This window comes from Methylovulum sp., assembly GCF_028687615.1.
GTDB lineage: Bacteria > Pseudomonadota > Gammaproteobacteria > Methylococcales > Methylomonadaceae > Methylovulum.
In genome coordinates, this window is sequence record NZ_JAQTZU010000008.1 from 58,337 (window position 1) to 77,644 (window position 19,308).

Sequence of the window (19,308 nt, forward strand, 5' to 3'; positions counted from 1 at the left end):
TATAGACCATAAAAATATCCAACGCAGTTTAAGCCCCGGCATTTAAAACAACAATAAACGCCGTCCAGTCCGAATTGCGTTTTTATAATAACCTGGCTTCCACAGTATAAATAACAACTTATAAACCCACTGTGCCGGAGCAATATCCCTAAGGAGCAAGATTTATGCGGTATGCAAACGGATTTTTCATGCGTTTTATACAATTGGTGGGGCCTTTTTGGAGTTCAGAAAACCAATCCCAAGCACGCTTGCAAACAGCCTTGCTCATTGTCTTGACTGTGATGCAGATGGTTCTTGCGGTGCTTATTACCGAATGGAGCGCGGCCTTGTTCAATGCGCTGGAACAACATTCCATGCCCGGCTTGTTGAAACAGATGGCTTTGCTGGTGCTGATTTTTGTCGCCAGCATGGCGGTGACGTTCAATCATTTAAAAATCAAGCGGCGTTTACAAATCGATTGGCGTGCTTGGCTGACTGAGCGGGTCACGGGTCAGTGGATGAAAGAGGGGCGGCATTATCAAGTCACCCACATCCAATCAGCAGAACACGACAATCCTGACGGGCGCATCGCCGAAGACATCCGTATCGCGACAGAAGAGGCGATTGCACTCTGCCACTCGTTGTTTTACAGCGTATTGTTGCTGGTCGGTTTTACCACGCTGCTTTGGAATCTTTCCGGCACGGTCACGCTTGATTTGGGTGCTTTCGAGATAACCGTGCAGGGTTATTTGGTTTGGCTGGCGTTTATCTACGCCGTGAGCGCGTCTTTTTTGGGTTGGCGGATTGGACGACCCTTAACAAGGGCGACCGATGCCCGGCAGACGGTAGAAGCCAATTTTCGCTTTGATCTGGTCACCGCCCGCGAAAACTCCCAGGCCATCGCCCTGATCCACGGCGAAAACAAGCAGCGCAAACATTTGGCTTGGTTGTTCGATGATGTTGTCGAAGCTTACCATCGGCAAACCCGCGCCATGTCGCATATCATGCTGTTCACTTCCGGGTATTCGGTGTTGTCGATGGCGTTTCCGGTGCTGGTTTCCGCACCACGCTATATCCTGGGAATGATTAGCCTAGGTAGCCTGATGCAATCAGTCCAGGCTTTCCAGCAGATGACTTCGGCCTTGTCCTGGCCGGTTGATAATATGTCGGGTGTTGCCCAATGGCGCGCCTCGGTGGAGCGGGTGCTCAACCTTGTGCAGGCGCTTGATGATTTGGAACAAGAACTGGTCCGCCAAGACCCCTACCGCATAATCGTGGAAAAATCCGAGCAACCCATCCTACGTTTTCATCAGCTCTGTATCGCCCAAATTGACCGTGTCGCCTGTATGTCGGCGTTTAATGAAGACATCCGCCCTGGCGAACATGTGTTGATAGACGGTAATACCGCTAGTGGAGCCAAGCTATTCAAGGCGGTCGCCGGATTATGGCCGTGGGGGGAAGGGCGTATCGAATTGCCCGATGATGAGCCGATGTTCTTCATGCCGCCACGCCCGTACCTACCGACGGGAGCGTTGCTCGATGCCATCTGCTATCCAGAAGACCGCGAAAACGTCGATCAGGCTGAATTGGAGCAGCTCATGACATGGGTGGGTCTCGGTGAACTCATTGGGCAACTCGAACGGGAAGATATTTGGTATACCTGGTTGCCGCGCGAACAACAGCAACGCTTAGGCGTGGTCCGGCTGTTGTTGAAAAAGCCCAAATGGATTCTGATCCAGGAATCGTTTGATTCGCTGCCGCCAGAGGGTGAAATTGAAATGTTCCGCCTGATTTGCCAACAATTGCCCGAAGCCACGTTGATCACCATCTCCCAACAACCCACGGCGGAAGCTTTCCACAAGCGGCGCATCACGTTGTGATTATTTAGAAGCTTGGGTAGGGCAGGGCAGGTGCAGCGTAGTGGGCACCTGTTGTTCACCCTGCAATACCCTGCCCATAGCGCATCAAATCCCCACCTTGCTGTTTCAGCCAATGCCGTTGTTGTTGATAATCCGGCAAATGTTCGGCAACCAAAGCCCAAAAACGCGCGGAATGGTTGCGTTCCTTAAGGTGGCAAAGTTCATGCACGACCACATATTCCAACACTTCAGGCGGTGCCATGATGAGCAGCCAGTTGATATTGATGTCGTTGTTTATGCCGCAACTGCCCCAGCGGCTTTTTTGGGTTTTGATGATGACCGAGCGGGGGATGAGCTGTTTTTTGGGCGCGTGCCGGTGGATAAGCTGTTCTACGCGCAACTGGGTTTGCTGTTTCATCCACTGGCTCAAGGCGGGTCTGATCGCCTCGCTGTGGGCATCATGCGCTAACGTTTCGGGGATGTGGGCGATAAGCGTTTCAGCGAAGCCAATTTTTACCCGTTTGAGTTTGCTGTTCACAACAACCAATGAGTAGTGCCGGCCTTGATACGGGATGCCGACACCTTCCCCATAAACTGCTGGAACCGGAAACGCCGCCTGTTGGTTTTTGCTGGCGACTTTCTCGATGGCCTGCATGATCCATTGCTGTTTTTCGCTGACGAATTGATGCAGCCGTTTTTCGGCGATGTTCGGCGGCGCGACCACCTCAATTTTGTCTTGGGTGACGACAATCCGCATCCGGCTGACCCGCGCACTGCGGCGGATGGTGTAGGAGAAAGGGAGATTTGCCATGCTATTTGAAGACATTGAAAATTGAACCCGGAGTTTATCAAATGGAACTGATGGGCTGATGATAGCAAGCCCATCAAAGCCAAAACTAATCACGTCCTACGTCTTGTTATTGGCTTCGTCTTGCTCAGCAACCACCTGTTCTGAAACTATCGGAGCAAGTACAACCTGCTTCCGCCACAAACCATTACTGGCAAAACAGCTCCAACCCCATTTCAGCCAGTTCAACAAAGACACCGCCAGCCACAACGACCAGGCCAACATCAACAGGCGATAGGCCAACACAGGTACGGAAATCACTGTGGCTATCGGCAAAGTCGATAAGCTGCGGTCTTCATACCAATTGAGGTTGAACGCGCTGGAGCCATTGCCGGTGATACGCATATCCGGTGTGCTTAACAAGCCTTGGGCGACAGCCGCAAACAATACGCCTAATGACAGCAAGGTCAAACACGCCAGCAGCACTTGCAAGCCATTGAAATGGCGATAACCGGCGGTTTGGTTTTGCCGCCAGCCTAGCAACATCAACCACAAGATGACAATGCCGGCAACGGTCATCGGCACCTGGCTGAGTCCGATCAGCAACAAAAACCATTGCCAGTGTTTCAACGGTGTCAGGCTGATTTTACCCAAACCCAGCGCAACGATAAGAATCACCACCAACACGCCCCAGAACAAAATCGCCGGTCCCAGAGTCGGCCCATGCACCCACAACACCCAACGGTCTTGGCCTAGACTGATGTTCAGGCGGCTGTTGACGCTGGGTAAACCCAAATCGACAGCGGATGTGCTGATGGCAGTGGCTATCGGCACGTCTTCCTGCCAGTTGATGGACACCGCTTGTTTGCCTGGGGTGACAGGCAGCGTGAGTTTGCGGTCTTGCAAACGTATCGGCAGTGTCTGTCCGTTAATCGCCACCGATTGCAGGATTGCGTTTTCCGGCAGGGTCAGCGTATGTTGGCTTCCTTGTGAACTTCTCAGGTTAAAGTTTAAAACCGTATCCCGCAAACGTTGCCCGGGTTTGAGGTTCAATTGGCTGTTATCAATTGTTAAAGTTTGTCCGTTGACTGCTTCTGGACGGGTGATTTGCAACGTGATTTTTTCGCCGGGCCACGGATGCCATTCCGGCAACCATTCGGCTTGGTTCAGGCTATGGATGGGCGCGATGCCTTGGGTTTCGACATGCCACACGGGGCTGACATTGGCTTTCCATACTTCCGTCCATTGTTCAGTCGTGGGTGCAAGCAATTCCAGGGAAGGGGCTTTTGCCAAGGTGGAAAACCACTCCATTTCACTGTCTTGCGCCGACATATTCACTTCAACCATGCCATCTTTGACATGGATGCCTTCGGTACTGACGGCTTCCCCAGGCAATAAACCGATTTTCAACACCACGGCGGAACCTAGGGGCGACAAGCGGCTGACGCGGGTGTAAACGCGCCAGTCCAAGCCAATAGACAAGGTGCGCTGGACGCTGATAAACGGAGGCAACGTGCCCGGTTCCAACACGGTTTTATTGTTCGCGTCTTTGGTTTGTCCGGTGCGGCTAAATTGCACAGACGTATCCGGCACGGCGTTTTCTTGGATACCGACCACTTCCCAGCCGGATTTGTCGAGCGTTAGCCGTTTGGGTTTGAGCGGCAGCGGCAAGGAGAATTGGCTTAACAGTGGGGGTGTGCCGCGCAGGGTGACGCGGTGTCCGCCTTGCTTGAGATGTATCCACAGGTTATTGCCATCGCGGTACAGCGCGGTCGCGGCTTCGCCATTGTCTAGGACTTGGTTCGGAAACCACTGCCCGTATTCGGCAGGTAACGGCAGCACCACCGCCGCGCTGGCGTGGATTTGCAAAACCAGTTCCACATGTTCTTGGCTAATACTCATCGCCATTTGCGGAATATCGGCACAAGCGGGCAAACAATCGGGCGTTTCGACTTTTTGCAAACGGGCTTTCAGCTCGTTCAACAAGGCTTCGCTAGGATAATCGGCGTAGGCTTTGGGCAACATCCCCATGAATACGGGCAATAACAACAGGGCCAGTAAGGCGGGCGGGGTTGCCCTGAATTTGGGGAAATGGGGGCGGAATTTGTCAGCGACTCCAAACATCAGCATCGCCAGCACCGTGATAGCCAGAACGCGGAGAAAATTCAACAACATGGTCACAGGCGGTGACAAATACCATAAACCCAATTGTTGTTGGCTGGACACCGAGCCATTCCAGGACAAATAAATTTTATGCCATTGCCATTCAGGAAGGCCAGGGCCGGTTTGGACTTTGGCGGTGGGGTCTATGCGGTCGCTTATGTCGCTTTTGTCTTGCAGATAAGCCTTGGCTTCTTCTTTGAGCAACTTTCTTTTTGCCGGATAACTGTCGGATTCAATCATGCCCATCATGGCTGGGGGGGCACTGGCCGGTAGCGGTGTTTGAAGCGCCCCATCATCCCATCGGTTTTGCCCAATGACTTGAACAGGTGCTTCCAATTGCGGATATAAACCGTTATGCACTTGATCGACCATAAACGGCAGCGAGATCAACACCAAACCTAGCCAACCCGCTAAACGGTAACTTTTCACCAATTTTGCAAAACCGAGGAATTTATCTTTAGGTAATTCGTTGAGCAAAGCAGTGGCGGCGATGATATTCAGCCAAACAAAATGGGGCGCGTCCGGTTCGTGCCAAATCAAAATCAATGTCAACAAAGCAAAAGCGCACCAGTAATAATTCCATATCATGCCAATGGCAATAGCCGAACACAAAACCATAAACAAATCCAGCAGCGTCCAGCGCGATAACCAACTGTCCGGCACATTATCCACGCCACTTGCCGCCAGCAACCGCCAGCCTGGCGGCAGGTTCAGTTCGGCAGTGACCTGATGGAAATCCTGCTCCCAACCTACCGCATTCAATGCGCCAATTTTGCCGACAATGCGGCTATCGGCTTGCAAATTAACCGAGCCTTGGCGTACTTCCACACCTTGTTTATCGCTGCCTTCAAGCCGGGTGATCAACAAATTGCCCTCATTGAGCGAGACCTTGCCGAGCTGGGTTTGCGGCAGGGCATTCAATCGCCAACCGCGCGAAATTTTGCCAGTGATAGTGTCATTGGCGGTATAACCTTGTCCGTCAAAATCCAGCCACAATTTACGGTTAATGGTCAATTGGTTGGCATCAGGCTCTGGATCACCACGGCGAATCACCTTAAAAGCCATCGCCTGTCCGGTTGTGATGCTATAGGCGGGAAGATTTTTCCATTCATCCGGCACATTGCTTTGGCTGGTGTCTATCGCGGATAGCTGTTCAATTTCCACCACGCGCACATCGGGGCTGGCTTGGAACAACCAAATTTCCGATTCCGGCCAGTCTTGGCTTCCGGTGGGGAACGGCACGGTGTTGGGTTCATTGACACTACGCGCGGTAATGTCGATTTGCCAATGGCCCGGGCGCACTTGTACCAATAATTGCCCGTCATTTTCCAGCCGCGCGGGCAGGGCAGATGCCAAATTGAAGGCAATAAAACTGTCCAAGACGGGTTTGGCAAGTTTGATTTCGCGCTGTTCGCCCGCCACATCCAGCACCAAACGGGTCACGACTTGCAAAGGCACATCGTCGGTAAAATGGCGGAACACCTGAATATCCAGGCTGTTTTGCACATTCTCCGGCTTATCTTGTCCGCTCTCGCTTTCTTTCAACCAAAGTTGTCCGTCATGGATCGTCGGCGCGGCAATGCTTTGGCCGTTGATGCTGAGATTGATGAGTCCAGTGTCCATTGGCACGGGCAGATTGTCAGGAATTTTTTCCCAGAGGAATTCTCCGTGGATTTGATAACTACTTGCCGTACCTTCAGCAGTAATTTTAACGGTGGGGATGCCTTCTCTTTCCATCACCAAAGCAGTCTGCTTGTTGACGGTAACGTTCTGAGGCCAATGCAAACTATCGCCCGGCAACTGCACCCAAGTATCTTTAAAAACCTGCCCTAGCGAGGTAAATACGCCTTTTTTCGCCGCCAAATCCAATTGTGTGGCAGTAGGCCAATAGCAGCGTTTTTGCGCGTCATCGGTATACAAAAACGGACAGCCGCGCTCAGGATTTTCCTGCGCCACCCAATCTATCCAAGGCTTGAGCGGTTCGGGGACTTGGTCTTTGGTGAAGGGTTTGGCGGCGGCAAGCGAGGAAAACAAGCAGAGGACGAGACAGATTGACCAGATTGGCTTTTGCATGGGCTTCTCCTGAGAGTAATGTTTTAACAATAGCACGAAGTTTCGCTTGTACAAAAGGCGGATGGACATGGTGGTTAAAATTACGTTGCTGTGGATAGGTTGTATTGCCATGTTGTTACAGCACTATATGAAGATTTGGCCTATCAGATAGCTTTCCATATTTCGGCTTATTTTGGGATATGGCGAAAAATCCTATAAGATGCTCCACCTGTTTTTTGAAAACTTATCGAAGGAATTAATGGTTTAGCTTCATGTTAATTGGTTGGATTACCAATAATTCTGTTGAGTCTAGGCTATTTTGAATGATGATTTTTGTTGTTGTAGATTTTTTGCATGCCATAAACAGTTAAACCGTTATGATTTGGATGGGCATTGCAAACAGCGTACAGATTATGCTGATCAAACAAGTTGTGAAATTCTGGGTGTCAAGGTCTTAAAAATCAATTTGGTTTGCAATTTTAGATTGAAGCAAGGTTTGTAGGGTTTAGTTATGGAATGTGTTTGCGTTGTCGGTATGCATAGAAGCGGGACGAGTTGCCTGACGGGGATTATGCAGCGGTTTGGTGTGGAGCTTGGGGCGGTATTCACCGAGAATCCGCATAATAAGCGTGGTAACCGGGAAAACGCCGAGGTTATGGAATTAAATGACGAGGTGTTGGCCTATAACGGTGGGGCTTGGAACCAACCTGTAGAAGTGAAACATTGGACCGAAGCACATAGACAACAGCGCCAGGCGGTTATTAATCGGATTAAATCGGAAGCCCAGGGATTTTGGGGATTTAAAGACCCCCGGACATTATTGACACTGCCTTTTTGGCTGGAACCAGGATTCACTCCACGTTATATAGGCACTTTTCGCCATCCCTTACGGGTGATGGCTTCATTAAATGCCCGGAATAGCATTCCTGTCGATGAAGGCATTCATCTTTGGTTTGAGTACAATGAACGTTTATTGGCTCTTTGGACGGCACAGCCTTTTCCACTGATTGACTTTGATTTGCCGGATGATCTATACATTTCAATGGTAACAAATGGCTTGATCCATGTATTAGGCCCGCAATATTCCCATCAAGCGGAATACGCCAAAGAATTTTTTTGTAAATCCTTGCGTTCACAACTAGGCGTTGATACTGATGGAACTGTTTTGCCATCGGAAGTGGCGCAATTGTATGGGCAAATTAAGGACTGTCAACGGAGCTTTACGTTTGAACTTTAACTTTTTCTAGCTTTTCAATTATGATCAAAAAGCCCAAATTATCTGTTGTCGTCGCATTTTTTAATATGCGCCGTGAGGCAAAAAGGACGCTTTATTCACTTTGTTGCAATTATCAACAAAACATTCATTTGGACGATTATGAAGTGTTGGTAATTGACAGTGGTTCGACTGAACCGCTGGATAGTGATTGGGTTGAATCGTTGCAAAGTAATTTTCGTTATTATTTTGTTAGTTGCGAACATCCGTCCCCGTGCAAGGCAATGAATTTTGGCATCTCGCAAAGCCAGGCGGAGCTTGTTGCTTGCGCGATTGATGGGGCGAGAATCTTATCTCCAAATATTCTGTCGCTGATGTTACGGGCACAACAACTGTTCCCCACCCCGCTTATTTATACGTTGGCGATGCACTTAGGTGAAAAATTGCAAAACCTTGCCGTGGAAGAAGGCTATGACCAGGATGTTGAAGATAATTTGTTAAACACCATAGATTGGCAACGGGACGGTTATCAGTTGTTCACTATTTCTGCTTTAGCCGGTTCGTCAGAGCGCGGTTATACGGGTTACTTAACGGAGAGCAATTTTTTTGCCGTAAATAACAAAATGTTGGCGGCGATAGGAGGGTTTGACGAACGCTTTATAAGCCCTGGAGGCGGTTTTGTAAACCTGGATGTGTTCGCGCAGTTATTAGGTGCTCCGGGTGTTGATCCTGTCTTGTTGCTAGGCGAAGCCACCTTTCACCAATTCCACGGTGGCGTGGCCACCAATGTCCCTATGGCCAGGCATCCCGGTGAATTGTTTCTGGATGAATATGCCTCGATTCGCGGTAAGCAATTTGCCTATGTTGAAAGAGAGCCTTATGTCTTTGGTAAGTTTTCTGAAGTTACCCGAAGATTGTTATGGGTGTAAACCTTTATTATATGAATTCAAGCCTGATAAAAGCTTCCCTATTGGGTTTTCCCCAGCTTTTCAGCATCAATGCATCTTATTCCAAGCGTTCGTACCTATTAAGCCGCTACCAAGCATGTCATTATTGATAACGCACAAGCGGCTTAATAATAAATTTTACAATCGGTTTCCGGTTATGATTGAACGTTAATCAAGTGACCGCCGGAAATATTTTCGGCTATTTAAGTTCTGAGAGGTGAAGTGAATGCCAATGATGGAATGGTTGGTTGTGCCGCTGGCATATTTGATAGGTTCTGTTTGTAGCGCGATTGTTGTTTGCAAATTAATGGGCCTACCTGATCCACGCGAGCAGGGTTCGGGAAATCCTGGGGCGACCAATGTCATGCGTTTTGGTGGCAAGAAAGCGGCGGGGATTACGTTGCTGGGGGATCTGCTGAAAGGCTTGCTGCCAGTTTATGCGGCAAAATTATGGGGTGTGCCTTTGGAGTTGCTGGCGGCCATTGGTTTGGCGGCGTTTATTGGGCATTTATTTCCGGTTTTTTTTGGCTTCAAAGGGGGTAAAGGCGTTGCCACTTCGGTGGGGGTGTTGCTGGGTTTTTCTTGGGGCTTGGGCTTTTCTACCGTAGCGACGTGGACGTTGGTCTATAAAATTGGCAACATCTCTTCGCTTTCAGCTTTGATCGCATCGATTTTATCGCCTATTTATGCTTGGTTTATTGTTGGCGATGCCTATATCGTAGCCGCCTCGTCGGTGATGGCGGTATTTTTGTTGTGGCGGCACAAATCCAATATCCAGCGTTTGTTGGCCGGCGAAGAAAGTTAGCCGCCACCCACTTCGCGGCAAGCTGCTATTTCGTCCATAGGCCAACGCGGCCTGGCAAAAATGCGCAAATCTTGCTGTTGTCCTGCCAATAAGCGTTGGCAGCCAGCATAGGCGATCATCGCGCCGTTATCGGTGCAAAATTGTAGCCTCGGAAAATAGATTTCGGCTTGTTCCTTTGCCGCCATATCAGTAAGTTTGGCGTGGATTTGCCGGTTGGCACTAACACCGCCCGCGACCACCAAGCATTTTAGGCCGGTTTGCTGCAAGGCGCGGCGGCATTTGATGACCAGGGTTTCGGATACGGCGGCTTGAAAAGCGGCGGCAATGTCGGCTTTGTCTTGTCCAGTTTTTGCAGAGGCGTTGAAAGTGTTTAGCGTGTAGGTTTTTAAGCCGCTAAAACTAAAATCCAAACCAGGGCGGTCGGTCATCGGGCGGGGGAAAGTAAATGTTGGTTTGCCGTGCTCGGCGAGTTCCGAAAGCCTGGGGCCGCCTGGATAGCCTAGCCCCAGCAATTTGGCGGTCTTGTCGAAGGCTTCGCCGGCGGCATCGTCCAGCGATTCGCCCAGCAATTGGTAATTGCCTATGCCCGCAACATGCACCAGCAAGGTATGTCCGCCGGAAATCAGCAAGGCGACAAACGGGAATTCGGGCGGATTTGCTTCCAACATCGGTGCGAGCAAGTGGCCTTCCATGTGATGCACCGCTACTGCCGGGATTTGCCAAGCCCACGCCAAGCTGCGGGCGGTCGCCGCGCCCACCAGCAAGGCCCCCATCAGCCCCGGCCCCGCCGTGTAGGCAATGCCGCCGATCATGTGGCTGGGTAGTTGGCCGGCTTGCAGGGTTTGCTTGATTAACGGCGCCAATTTGCGGATATGGTCGCGCGAGGCTAGCTCAGGAACGACGCCGCCATATTCGCTGTGCATGTCAGTTTGGCTGTACAAACAGTGTGCGACCAGTCCTTGTTGGGCGTGGTAAATAGCGACACCCGTCTCGTCGCAGGAAGTTTCTATGCCTAAAACGTACATTGAGTTTTTGAAAATGATTAAAAAAAGGTATAATCGAAGGCTTTTTAAGATCGGCCCATCATAGGGCTGGTAAATTAATATTAACACACTTGGGACAACATAATGCCGTCAGTAAAAATTAAAGAAAACGAACCTTTTGACATTGCTATTCGCCGTTTTAAACGCGCTTGTGAAAAAGCAGGTGTTTTAGCCGAAGTCCGTCGTCGTGAATTTTATGAAAAACCTACTGCGGAACGTAAGCGTAAAGGTGCTGCGGCGGTTAAACGACATTTGAAAAAATTGGCGCGTGAGCGTTACGCACTGAAAAATTTGCGTCGTGGCCGTCCCGCGCTCTGATATGAGTGGCTTATTGACAGACCGTATCAAGGACGAAATGAAAGCCGCAATGAAAAGCGGCGATAAGGCCCGGTTGGGTGTGGTACGGCTAATTTTATCGGCCATCAAGCAAGTTGAGGTCGATGAACGTATTGTTTTGGATGACCAGCGTACTCTCGCTGTGTTGGACAAAATGGTCAAACAACGCCGCGAATCGATCAGGCAGTATGGCGATGCAGGCCGTGGCGATTTAGTCGCCGTCGAAGAAGCCGAAATTTTGGTCATCCAGGATTTTTTGCCACAAGCCTTGTCTGATGCTGAAATTGACCAAATGATTGGTGCGGCAATTGCACAATCGGGCGCGGTTTCCGTCAAAGACATGGGCAAGGTCATGGGTTTGCTGAAAACAGACATGCAAGGCCGTGCCGACATGTCTGTAGTAGGTGCCAAAATCAAGGCGGCACTGGCTGAATAAAATTTTCTTGTCCTGGTAGAGCTATGTCCGGCGGCAGAATCCCCCGTGCTTTTATTGATGACCTGTTGGCGCGGGTTGATATTGTTGGCTTGATTGATTCGCAAGTCCCGCTAAAAAAGATGGGTGCCAATTATGTCGCCCGCTGTCCTTTTCACACCGAGAAAACCCCCAGTTTTTCTGTCAACGGCAACAAGCAGTTTTTCCATTGTTTTGGTTGTGGAGCTAGCGGTAACGCCATTACTTTTTTGATGAATTTCAATAATTTGGATTTTGTTGAAGCGGTTGGGGATTTGGCGGCTTTTGTCGGGGTGGATGTGCCAAGAGAGCCTTCAACGACAGGCGAGCCGGTTGCTGGCAAGATTGATCTGCAAAAGCTCTATGACCTGATGGTGCAAGCCAGCGGTTTTTATGTCCAACAATTACGCAGTGGCGAAGCAGGGAAACAGGCGGTTGCCTATTTAAAAAAGCGTGACATCAACAATGATGCCGCCAAGACTTTTCTGCTGGGTTACGCGCCGCAAGATTGCCAAGCGTTGCTTGGATGTTTCAACCAGCAAGATTTGCTTGATGTCGGCTTGCTGGGGATTAATGATAATGGCAGCGTTTATGCCCGTTTCCGGAATCGGGTCATGTTTCCGATTCGTGATAAACGGGGTCGGGTAATTGGTTTTGGCGGACGGGTTTTGGATGATTCTTTGCCAAAATACTTGAATTCGCCAGAAACGCCCTTATTTCATAAAGGCCGTGAAGTCTATGGCTTGTATGAATTACTCAAAAAAAATGCCAAGCCCCAGCGTATTTTGCTGGTTGAAGGCTATATGGACGTTATCGCGCTGGCGCAATTGGGTGTCGATTATGCGGTGGCGGCATTAGGTACGGCGACATCGCAAGCGCACCTGGAACTGTTGTTCCGTTACACTTCGGAATTGGTGTTTTGTTTTGATGGCGACAATGCAGGTAGGGCGGCGATATGGAAAGCAATGGACGCGGCTTTCCCTGTTTTAAAAGTTGGTCGGCAAATTCGGATTATGTTATTGCCAGAAGGGCATGATCCTGACTCATCAGTTCGCGAGCAAGGCCTCGATAAGTTTATCGACTGTATTGATACCTCGCAAGTCTTGTCGGATTATTTTTTTAGCTCCTTGACCCAAGAGTTTAATCTTAAGGAAATGGAAGGGATGGCGCTATTTGCCAACAAAGCAAACGCATATTTGGAGAAGTTGCCGGATGGTTTATTTCGAGAAATGATGTTTTCGCGACTAAAAGGCTTGTCTGGAATATCAAAATTAAATGTTTCGCAGAATGCAGTCACTTCCGTTCTTAAAACAAAAAATCGTCGGGCTATACCAAATGAGCATTTGTCTCTGGCAAGGCGGGTGCTTGCTTTGTTGGTTCAAAATCCACAGATGATCAATTTAGTTGAGCAAGAAAACATCAATTGGCAGAATTTGAGATTTGATGGTGCTGAAAAGTTTAGGGATATTTTTCAATTCATAACACGGGAAACGCCTATTAGCACTGCTCAATTACTAGAGTATTATCGCGGGAATGCTGATGAGCCTATTATTAAGCAATTGGCGGCTTTAAATATTTCAGAAACACCCGTTGGTTCAGATGTTTTAGATGAAAAAGTAGAATTTCGTTATGCTTTGAAGCAGTTGCTGGGGCTTTCCGAAGCCCGCATTAATAATTTGGTTGAAAAATTAGCCGCGACGGGGGATTTAACCCAAGAGGAACGCGATGAGCTGAAAAAGCTCTCCAATACAAGGATAAAGAAATAGTTTTTCGAAATTTTGAAAATTCTGTAGTATAATTTTCGGTTCAGCAAAATAGTGCTGGATAGGGTATTCAGTGAGAAGACAATGAATCAAGAACAACAGCAGTCCCAGCTTAAACAATTGATAGCTAAAGGCAAAATTCAGGGCTACCTGACTTATGCCGAAGTTAATGATCACTTGCCCAGTGATATTGCTGATCCTGATCAAATTGAAGACATTATTGCCATGATCAATGACATGGGCATCCAGGTCTATGAAGTTGCTCCCGATGAAGATTCATTGATTACTGATTCAGCGACCGTCACCACCGATGATGAAGATGCCGAAGAAGTTGCGGCCCTGGCTTCTGTGGATAGCGAATTTGGCAGGACTACCGACCCGGTGCGTATGTATATGCGTGAAATGGGTTCGGTCGAGTTGTTGACCCGTGCAGATGAGTTGAAAATCGCCAAGCGCATTGAAGAGGGGCAGCATCAGCTTGTAAAAGCCATATCGCGTTCTTGCGTCGTAGTGGAAGATTTTTTGCGGTCTTTTGACAATATTTCCGGTGAAGAAGGTGGGGTGCGTTTGACCGACCTGATTTCCGGTTTTATCGATTTGAGCGAACCCGAAGATTTGATTTCCGCCCAGCCAGCCAGTGATGTGGTTGTCGATGCGTCCTCTGAAGACGAACTGAAAGGCCTGTCTTACGAAGATGTCCAGGAAAAGGTTGATATTTTAAGGAAACAGCTAAAAATCGCCTCCGATGCCGTAAAACAATACGGATACGTTAGCGGGCAAACGGAAACGGCTTTTGAAGTATTGGCTGACTTGTTTATGGAGTTTAAATGGACCCCGCAATATTTGAAGAAGCTGACCGGCATTATCCCTAACGGGGTTGCAACAGTGCGGGAACAGGAAAAGCTCATTCTGGATATTTTCACTAAATATGCCAAAATGCCGCGTAAGAATTTTATTGTCTCATTTACTGACCATGAATCTGATCCGGCGTGGTTAGAGCAGTACTTGCAAGCCGGACATGAATATGCTGAAAGTCTGAAGCCATACGAAAAAGACCTAAGAAAAGCGCAAAAGACGCTGGTCGATATTGAAGCGCAATACGGTTTGACTATCAATGGCTTAAAAGACATTAACCGGCGTATGTCCATTGGCGAGGCGAAGGCAAGGCGTGCAAAAAAAGAAATGATCGAAGCCAATTTGCGCCTGGTCATTTCCATCGCCAAAAAATACACTAACCGTGGCCTGCAATTTTTGGATTTGATTCAAGAAGGCAATATCGGCTTGATGAAGGCGGTGGATAAATTTGAATACCGTCGCGGCTATAAATTTTCAACTTATGCCACCTGGTGGATTCGGCAGGCGATCACCCGCTCAATTGCCGATCAAGCCAGGACTATCCGTATACCGGTGCATATGATTGAGACGATCAATAAATTGAACCGCATATCAAGACAAATTCTGCAGGAATTGGGGCGGGAAGCAACGCCTGAAGAATTGGCCGAACGTATGGAAATGCCCGAAGACAAAGTGCGTAAGGTATTGAAAATAGCTAAAGAGCCGATTTCGATGGAAACGCCGATAGGTGACGATGAAGATTCACATTTGGGGGATTTTATCGAAGATGGTAAAGTATTGTCACCTGTAGAGGCGGCGACCATAGCTGGTTTGCGTGAATCGACACAGAATGTGCTGGCGGGATTGACGGCACGGGAAGCAAAAGTGTTGCGGATGCGGTTTGGTATCAATATGAATACTGACCATACCTTGGAAGAAGTCGGTAAACAGTTTGACGTAACACGCGAACGGATTCGCCAGATTGAAGCTAAGGCTTTAAGAAAACTAAGGCATCCATCAAGGTCAGAACAATTAAGATGTTTTCTGGATGGTGAGTAGGTAATCAAAAAAGGGCCATTAGCTCAGTTGGTTAGAGCGTCCGACTCATAATCGGCAGGTCGTAGGTTCAAGTCCTACATGGCCCACCATATTAAATTTTAAGGCTGCTGATGCAGCCTTTTGTCTATCTGGATTTTATATTTTAACGAGGCGGTAGCATGAGCAATAACTTCATTTTTACTTCAGAATCGGTTTCCGAAGGTCATCCTGACAAAGTAGCCGATCAAATTTCCGATGCGGTATTAGATGCGTTATTGGCGCAAGACCCAAAATCACGGGTTGCTTGCGAAACGCTGGTCAAGACCGGTATGGTGGTTTTAGCAGGTGAAATCACTACCAATGCCTGGGTGGATATGGAAGCTTTGGTACGCAAAGTGGTTTGTGATATTGGCTATGATAACGGCGACATTGGTTTCGATGGTCAAAGCTGTGCGGTATTGAACGCCATTGGTAAACAATCTGCCGATATTGCAATGGGGGTCGATGAAGCGGAAGATCATGAACAGGGTGCTGGCGACCAAGGTTTGATGTTTGGTTATGCCAGCAATGAAACTGATGTGTTGATGCCCGCCCCTATTACTTATTCGCATTTGCTGGTTAAACGCCAAGCCGAAGTACGCAAAAATAAAACTTTGCCGTGGTTACGCCCTGATGCGAAAAGCCAAATTACTTTCCGTTATGAAAACAACAAACCGGTTGCCATTGATGCGGTCGTGTTATCAACCCAGCATTCTCCAGAAATTAGTGCCAAGGCATTGCATGAAGCCGTAATGGACGACATCATTTTGCATGTTCTGCCCAAAGAATGGCTGCACAAAGACACTAAATATTTTATTAATCCTACCGGCCAATTCATCATCGGCGGTCCAGTCGGCGATTGTGGTTTGACAGGCCGCAAAATTATCGTAGATAGCTACGGTGGCATGGCGCGGCATGGCGGTGGGGCGTTTTCAGGTAAAGATCCATCTAAAGTGGATCGTTCCGCCGCCTATATGGCGCGTTATGTCGCAAAAAATATTGTCGCCGCTGGTTTGGCAGAACGTTGCGAAATCCAAGTTTCTTATGCGATTGGCGTTGCTGAACCGACTTCCATTAGTGTGGAAACTTTTGGCACCAGCAAACTTAGCGAAGACCGTTTGGTGCAAATCGTCCGTGACACCTTTGATCTGCGTCCTAAAGGCCTGATCGCCATGCTCGACTTATTAAAACCCATTTACCAACCCACCGCTTCTTACGGGCATTTTGGCCGTACTGAAGACAGCTTTAGCTGGGAAAAAACCGATAAAGTTGACGCATTAAAAGCGGCGGCTGGCATCTAAACCATCAATCTGGAAACGATAAAAATGAGCGAACACGATTACAAAGTAGCGGATATGGCCCTGGCAGACTGGGGTCGGAAAGAAATTAACATCGCCGAAACTGAAATGCCGGGCTTGATGGCCTTGCGTACAGAATTTGGCGCGGCGCAACCATTAAAAGGTGCACGCATCGCGGGCTGTTTGCATATGACCATCCAAACAGCCGTGTTGATGGAAACGTTGACCACTTTGGGTGCAGAAGTGCGCTGGTCATCGTGCAATATTTTCTCTACCCAAGACCACGCTGCGGCGGCAATGGCTGCGGCTGGCATCCCTGTATTCGCGTGGAAAGGCGAGACTGAAGCCGAAGCTGATTGGTGTATCGAACAAACCATCGTTGGCCCGAACGGCTGGCGTCCCAACATGATTTTGGATGACGGCGGCGACCTCACCAACATGATGCACGATCATTTCCCTGAACTGATGGCGGATGTCAAAGGTTTGTCGGAAGAAACCACCACTGGTGTATTGCGCTTGTACGAACGCGTCACCAAAGGCACGTTAAAAGTCCCCGCGTTCAACGTCAATGACTCGGTTACCAAATCCAAATTTGACAATTTGTACGGTTGCCGCGAATCTTTGGTGGACGGTATCAAACGTGCCACTGACGTGATGATCGCAGGCAAAATTGCTGTGGTTTGCGGTTATGGCGATGTCGGCAAAGGTTGCGCCCAATCCTTGCGCGGCTTAGGTGCAACGGTCTGGATCACTGAAATTGACCCGATTTGTGCATTACAAGCAGCAATGGAAGGCTACCGTGTGGTAACGATGGAAGATGCGGCACCGATTGCCAATATCTTTGTCACCGCTACCGGCAACTACCACATCATCCGTCATGAACACATGATAGCGATGCGTGACCAAGCCATCGTTTGCAACATCGGTCATTTTGATTCCGAAATCGAAATTTCCGCCTTGCGTCAATACACTTGGGAAAACATCAAGCCACAAGTTGACCATGTCATTTTCCCTGATGGCAAACGTTTGATCATTCTTGCTGAAGGCCGTTTGGTCAACTTAGGTTGTGCGACCGGACATCCCAGTTTTGTCATGTCCAACTCATTCTGCAACCAAGTCTTGGCGCAAATTGAACTTTGGCAACATGCCGAGCAATATGAAAATCAAGTCTACATCTTGCCTAAAAAACTCGATGAAAAAGTCGCCAGATCACATCTGCAACAACTGGGCGTGAATTTGACGGTATTGACCGAAGCACAAGCCAAGTACATCAATGTTCCGGTTGAAGGGCCTTATAAAGCCGATCATTACCGCTATTAGAATGTGGGTCGGGTTACCTAAGTGGCCCGACATATTGGACGATAACTATTGGGTTAGGCTTGCCTAACCCAATAGAGGCATAGCAAATGCAAACACAAAAAACCCATACACAAAAAAACCATACACAAATGTTCAGTTTTGAATTTTATCCGCCCAAGACCGAAGAGGGTGTGGTGGGTTTGCAAACTGTCCATAGCCAACTGGCTAAACTCAAGCCCGATTTTTTCTCTGTGACCTTTGGTGCGGGTGGTTCTACACGGGACAAGACCTTCGACACCGTCGTTGATATTCAGTCCAAAGGTATAGCCGCCGCGCCACATTTATCTTGTGTGGCATCAACCAAAGCCAATATCCGGGCGATTCTTAACGACTATCGGGACAATGGCATTAGTAAAATCGTGGCGTTGAGGGGCGATATACCCTCCGGCATGATGTCCGCAGGTGAATTCCGCTACGCTAATGAATTGGTGGCGTTTATCCGTCAAGAAACGGGCGGTCATTTTGATATTCACGTCGCAGCTTATCCTGAAGTCCATCCCCAGGCAGCCAATGCCAACGACGATTTTAAAAACTTCAAACGTAAAGTTGATGCCGGTGCCAACGCTGCGATCACTCAGTATTTTTACAATGCCGAAGCGTATTTTTATTTTGTCGATAAATGCGAAAAAAATGGCGTCGATATTCCGGTAGTCCCAGGCATCATGCCAATCACCCAATACGCGCAATTATTCCGCTTCTCGGAAATGTGCGGGGCCGATATTCCGCGCTGGATGAGAAAACGTCTGGAAGGTTACGGTGATGACCGTGAAGCGGTACAAGCTTTTGGTTTGGAGCTGGTGACCAGCCTTTGCCAAAGATTGCTGGATCATGGTGCGCCTGGATTACATTTTTACACAATGAACCAAGCCACACCTACATTGGCAATTTTGGATAATCTTACGCTTTGATTGCGCCATCCTGTGACTTCGGGCCGCTTATTTTCCCAGCGGGTTTTCTTTTTGGGAAGCTGCTTTGGTTGGTTTTTGCGGGGCATCGATTGAGCCTTCAAGATTGAAAAGATCAGCATCGATAGATCTTAGCGTACCGTTATCCTTAAGGGCCTGTTTAGGTGGGAAGAGATTGACTGCTTGCTTGTTTTGATCGACTTTTATTTCCGGAGTTTTTGGGACTTTAAGCGTATTTGTCATGGTGGCTGGCGTATAAGGCAGATATTCACGGGCTATCAATTTCGACAAGGCGTCATAAAACTCCAAATAGAATTTTGGCGTGACTATCCCGCTATCGACCCATTCCTCTGTCCTTTGGAAAGGCAAGGGCACGGGTGGTGTAACCCCGCCTGCACCTAGGTTGATTGTTTTTCAGACATACTGAATGTCGCCAA

The 19,308-nt window shown here is 48.6% G+C and carries 15 protein-coding genes and 1 tRNA gene; 12 read left to right on the plus strand and 4 right to left on the minus strand.

Annotated elements, in window-relative coordinates:
• Positions 1 to 164 precede the first annotated feature (164 nt).
• A complete protein-coding gene (locus PHH59_RS06495; protein ID WP_300013004.1) occupies positions 165 to 1,859 on the plus strand; it encodes an ABC transporter ATP-binding protein/permease in 1,695 nt (564 codons plus the stop codon).
• Between the two features lie 55 nt (positions 1,860 to 1,914).
• On the opposite strand, the gene PHH59_RS06500 is transcribed toward PHH59_RS06495, so the two are convergent.
• Positions 1,915 to 2,649 carry a SprT family zinc-dependent metalloprotease gene (locus PHH59_RS06500; protein ID WP_300013006.1) on the minus strand — a complete coding sequence of 245 codons (735 nt, stop codon included), beginning with the start codon at positions 2,647 to 2,649 and terminating at the stop codon, positions 1,915 to 1,917.
• 96 nt (positions 2,650 to 2,745) lie between these two features.
• Positions 2,746 to 6,861 carry a hypothetical protein gene (locus tag PHH59_RS06505; protein WP_300013008.1) on the minus strand — a complete coding sequence of 1,372 codons (4,116 nt, stop codon included), beginning with the start codon at positions 6,859 to 6,861 and terminating at the stop codon, positions 2,746 to 2,748.
• Between the two features lie 490 nt (positions 6,862 to 7,351).
• Here PHH59_RS06505 and PHH59_RS06510 point away from each other — a divergent pair, with 490 nt between their 5' ends.
• The 3 genes from PHH59_RS06510 to plsY all read left to right on the plus strand — a co-directional run bounded on the left by PHH59_RS06510 (position 7,352) and on the right by plsY (position 9,805).
• Positions 7,352 to 8,077 carry a hypothetical protein gene (locus PHH59_RS06510; RefSeq protein WP_300013011.1) on the plus strand — a complete coding sequence of 242 codons (726 nt, stop codon included), beginning with the start codon at positions 7,352 to 7,354 and terminating at the stop codon, positions 8,075 to 8,077.
• Between the two features lie 20 nt (positions 8,078 to 8,097).
• Positions 8,098 to 8,982, plus strand: a complete 885-nt coding sequence (locus PHH59_RS06515) for a glycosyltransferase (RefSeq protein ID WP_300013014.1) — start codon at positions 8,098 to 8,100, stop codon at positions 8,980 to 8,982.
• 244 nt (positions 8,983 to 9,226) lie between these two features.
• On the plus strand, positions 9,227 to 9,805 hold the full coding sequence (plsY, locus tag PHH59_RS06520; protein WP_300013017.1) for a glycerol-3-phosphate 1-O-acyltransferase PlsY: 579 nt from the start codon (positions 9,227 to 9,229) through the stop codon (positions 9,803 to 9,805).
• On the opposite strand, the gene tsaD is transcribed toward plsY, so the two are convergent.
• Positions 9,802 to 10,830 (minus strand): tRNA (adenosine(37)-N6)-threonylcarbamoyltransferase complex transferase subunit TsaD, encoded by a 1,029-nt coding sequence (gene tsaD, locus PHH59_RS06525; protein WP_300013020.1) that lies wholly within the window; start codon positions 10,828 to 10,830, stop codon positions 9,802 to 9,804. The two genes, plsY and tsaD, sit on opposite strands and share 4 nt — an antisense overlap.
• A gap of 102 nt (positions 10,831 to 10,932) precedes the next feature.
• Here tsaD and rpsU point away from each other — a divergent pair, with 102 nt between their 5' ends.
• The 8 genes from rpsU (at position 10,933) to metF (ending at position 18,874) form a co-directional block, all read left to right on the plus strand.
• Positions 10,933 to 11,166 carry a 30S ribosomal protein S21 gene (gene rpsU, locus PHH59_RS06530; RefSeq protein WP_006890759.1) on the plus strand — a complete coding sequence of 78 codons (234 nt, stop codon included), beginning with the start codon at positions 10,933 to 10,935 and terminating at the stop codon, positions 11,164 to 11,166.
• Between the two features lies 1 nt (position 11,167).
• On the plus strand, positions 11,168 to 11,620 hold the full coding sequence (locus PHH59_RS06535) for a GatB/YqeY domain-containing protein (RefSeq protein WP_300013029.1): 453 nt from the start codon (positions 11,168 to 11,170) through the stop codon (positions 11,618 to 11,620).
• A gap of 23 nt (positions 11,621 to 11,643) precedes the next feature.
• The gene (gene dnaG / locus PHH59_RS06540) at positions 11,644 to 13,401 is read left to right on the plus strand and encodes a DNA primase (protein WP_300013032.1); all 1,758 of its coding nucleotides are present in this window, start codon (positions 11,644 to 11,646) and stop codon (positions 13,399 to 13,401) included.
• Between the two features lie 81 nt (positions 13,402 to 13,482).
• Positions 13,483 to 15,291: an RNA polymerase sigma factor RpoD gene (gene rpoD / locus PHH59_RS06545; RefSeq protein ID WP_300013035.1), complete on the plus strand. Its 1,809-nt coding sequence runs from the start codon at positions 13,483 to 13,485 to the stop codon at positions 15,289 to 15,291.
• A gap of 12 nt (positions 15,292 to 15,303) precedes the next feature.
• A tRNA-Ile gene (locus tag PHH59_RS06550) sits at positions 15,304 to 15,380 on the plus strand.
• Between the two features lie 69 nt (positions 15,381 to 15,449).
• Positions 15,450 to 16,610: a methionine adenosyltransferase gene (gene metK, locus PHH59_RS06555; RefSeq protein ID WP_300013038.1), complete on the plus strand. Its 1,161-nt coding sequence runs from the start codon at positions 15,450 to 15,452 to the stop codon at positions 16,608 to 16,610.
• A gap of 24 nt (positions 16,611 to 16,634) precedes the next feature.
• Positions 16,635 to 17,927, plus strand: coding sequence for an adenosylhomocysteinase (gene ahcY / locus PHH59_RS06560; protein WP_300013041.1), 1,293 nt, complete (start codon positions 16,635 to 16,637; stop codon positions 17,925 to 17,927).
• Between the two features lie 86 nt (positions 17,928 to 18,013).
• On the plus strand, positions 18,014 to 18,874 hold the full coding sequence (gene metF / locus PHH59_RS06565; protein WP_300013044.1) for a methylenetetrahydrofolate reductase [NAD(P)H]: 861 nt from the start codon (positions 18,014 to 18,016) through the stop codon (positions 18,872 to 18,874).
• A 27-nt stretch (positions 18,875 to 18,901) separates the two neighbouring features.
• Here the strand turns inward: metF and PHH59_RS06570 are convergent, their stop codons facing one another.
• Positions 18,902 to 19,162, minus strand: coding sequence for a hypothetical protein (locus PHH59_RS06570; protein WP_300013047.1), 261 nt, complete (start codon positions 19,160 to 19,162; stop codon positions 18,902 to 18,904).
• Between the last annotated feature and the right edge of the window lie 146 nt (positions 19,163 to 19,308).